The 2,711-nt window shown below is 44.9% G+C and carries 2 protein-coding genes; both read right to left on the bottom strand.

The window, feature by feature from the left end; genetic code table 11:
- Positions 1 to 141: 141 nt before the first annotated feature.
- A complete protein-coding gene (locus O9295_RS17385) occupies positions 142 to 2,193 on the bottom strand; it encodes an FAD-dependent oxidoreductase (RefSeq protein ID WP_288034141.1) in 2,052 nt (683 codons plus the stop codon).
- A 244-nt stretch (positions 2,194 to 2,437) separates the two neighbouring features.
- The coding region (locus tag O9295_RS17390) for a Uma2 family endonuclease (RefSeq protein ID WP_288034143.1) at positions 2,438 to 2,711 on the bottom strand (274 nt) is incomplete at its 5' end.

The raw sequence follows: 2,711 nt of genomic DNA on the forward strand, positions 1-2,711 counted from the left end.
TGGGAGTGGTCGGGGGGAAAATTCCGGGACTTTTTCCCTGAAAATTAGGTAATTTACCCGATGAAAATGGGTAAAACCCCACACCCCACACCCCACACCCTACACCCTGCCCCTAGGAAAAACTTTTTCAGCAGACCCTAATTAATACCAATTATCCATCGACTGGAAAATTGAGGCATCGGGGAACATAGTTGGATTACCACTAGCGTCGATTTTTTGCCGTAATTCTCGCAGTTGTTTATTCCCGATGAGAAAATCACTTTCTACTAATTGATAGGGCAGTACATTATTATCTAAAGCATACACTGCCGTGATGCCGGCAGCTACCCCAGAGGACCACTCGAAGGAATGGACACGATAGGCGGCCGCGGCAATATGACTGAGAGCGATACTTTTACCCGCTATCAGTAAATTATCGATTTTTTGGGGAATTATAGCCCTTAAAGGAATCTCAAAAGGATAAGCTTGGCCCTGTCCCCGTCTTTCTCCTGCTTTTTCTGTATTACCCGGTTTTTCGGGGGGATGTTCTGTCATGCAGGGATGAAAATCAATCGCATAGTGACCGATACCGACGGAATCGGGGTAAATAGTCGATCGCTTGCGTTTAACGGCCTGATCGGGGGATAATGTGCCATCAAGTACGGAAAATCCCTCTAATCCTGCCAAGGTGGCAATTAAGCGCCGATATTCTGCCGGAGAAAGATTTTGACGATAGAAATCGCTTTGAAAATTTTGTCGGGAAATATCGATTTCTGTGACGGTAAAACCAGCGGGGAAGGTCAGGGAAGGACGACCGATAATCCGTCTTGCTTCCCGAATATAGGGATATTTTGACAAACCATGGGCAGTACCCATGGGAGAATCAAAACCGGAGAGATAACGGTTATTCAAATGGGGAACTTTTACCCCGTCCCCTAACTGGGAATCGGTGGTCCCTTCTACTAACCAATAATAGTAGGAAATGGCGTGTTCTTCGCCCCTCGCGAGGGTTTCGGTGCGTAATCCTCCCATCCATCCCCCCGGAGATAACTGTCCTAGCTGTTGCAACTGTTCACGGGTGTAGATAAAGTTATCCTTCGCAGTCCCCGGACGGTAATCATTTCCCCAGGTCCAATTCTGCATGGAAATATCCCCCGGGACGGGTTCGGTAAAAGTAATTCCCCCAAAGGTTTTCTCTTTACCCAGTTGCGGACTCCAAATACGACGATAGGTGAAAACGAGGTCAAAATCGGCTAATCGCGGCAATTCATAGCTAAAATAGGGGGCATAGCGTTCATAATAAACGGGTTTCTCGTGGGTTTGTGGTTTTTCTGTTTCCTCCATGGCGAAGGTATAGGTAAAGCCTTGGGTACAGTAGGGGTCTCCAGTGACGCTAGAGGAAGAAGGTTCGAGATAACTGCGCTTATCGACACCTAAACGGTAGGGAATATCTGATAATCCGATTATTTCCCCGGTTTCGGTCGCTTCAATCACATACCAATCTGCTAATTGATTCGGTTGGGAGGATTTGGGGACAAAACGGAGGATTTTCTTATCAAAACGGGGAGAATTTTCGTAGCGATAGATATCCTCCATTTTTTGCGATAAAAACTCGGTATTTAGGGGAGGAGTACCTTTTGCGGGACTATGTTGAATAGCAATTACACCGGTAATCTGTTGACCAGTACCGCGATTGGGTAAAGTTTCAATATTTAATTCTTTGACTACCGTGGAGGGAAACCATTTCAGGGTTCCTTTGCCTTTTTTGGCAGCGTCTTCTAACTGTTGAAATAATAATTTATGTCCATCAAAAGGCAAAAAACAAGACCCGCTTACCCAACATTCTCCGGGGTTGCGTTTCCCGTAATGCTTTCTAATTCTTTCCCTAAATTCTAGATAACCTTTCGGGAAAAATAATTTTTCTCTTTGTGTCCGTCTTTCATCTAATGCGGAGGTTCCCTGAGAAGATATCTGTCCCCCCACCCAGTCGGTAATCTCGGTTAAACAGACGGTTTTTCCTAATAATAAAGCTTCGTAGGCCGCACCGGCACCGGCTAAACCACCACCCACCACCAGAATATCACAGCCGACGGTTTTATCCAGTTCTCGCGGGGGGGCAGCTAGGGTAAGGGGAGTGAAAGCTTGTAGGAGAAATAATCCCAGAGAGAGGGATTTAAGAGGAGTAAAGTGATGATTGAAAATTTTAGGGGACATTATTGACAAATATCAATGTTGTGACTGAGAGTTTCCTCTTTCTTTGAAGAAGAAGCCAGAGCATCTGTTCCTGAAATCCTGATGGTTTTTTTTGGGATATATTGAGAACTTTGTAGCTTGATGCTGGCTTTTGAGACATTATACACCTTCAGGCTGACAATCGATCGCTTTTCTGGAAATGTCTTGACAAAATAGAGATAGCCTGATTCGGTGTCATTCCCTTTGTTATTCCCTGTAATCCTTCCTAAGTTAAATTCAAAACAAACCCGGGTAAGACATCTTCCCCGGATAAAATAGCAGGTAAATTAATAATTTCCCCATCGCTATTTAGTCGGTAGATTTCCACCTGCTGCTGTTGCGGATTAATCAACCAACCTAAACGTAAACCACTGGCTAAATATTCGCGCATCTTGTCGCGTAAAGAGGTTAAGGAATCGGTACGAGAACGTAATTCAATCACAAAATCAGGACACAAAGGTGGGAACTTTTCTCGCTCTTCTGCGCTCAAAGCTTCCCAT

Origin of the sequence: Microcystis sp. LE18-22.4A (assembly GCF_027531105.1) — a bacterium.
Taxonomy (GTDB): domain Bacteria; phylum Cyanobacteriota; class Cyanobacteriia; order Cyanobacteriales; family Microcystaceae; genus Microcystis; species Microcystis aeruginosa.

Excerpts from the sequence above, each read along its gene's own strand:
- O9295_RS17385 (WP_288034141.1), bottom strand. The coding sequence starts at position 2,193 with ATGTCCCCTAAAATTTTCAATCATCACTTTACTCCTCTTAAATCCCTC.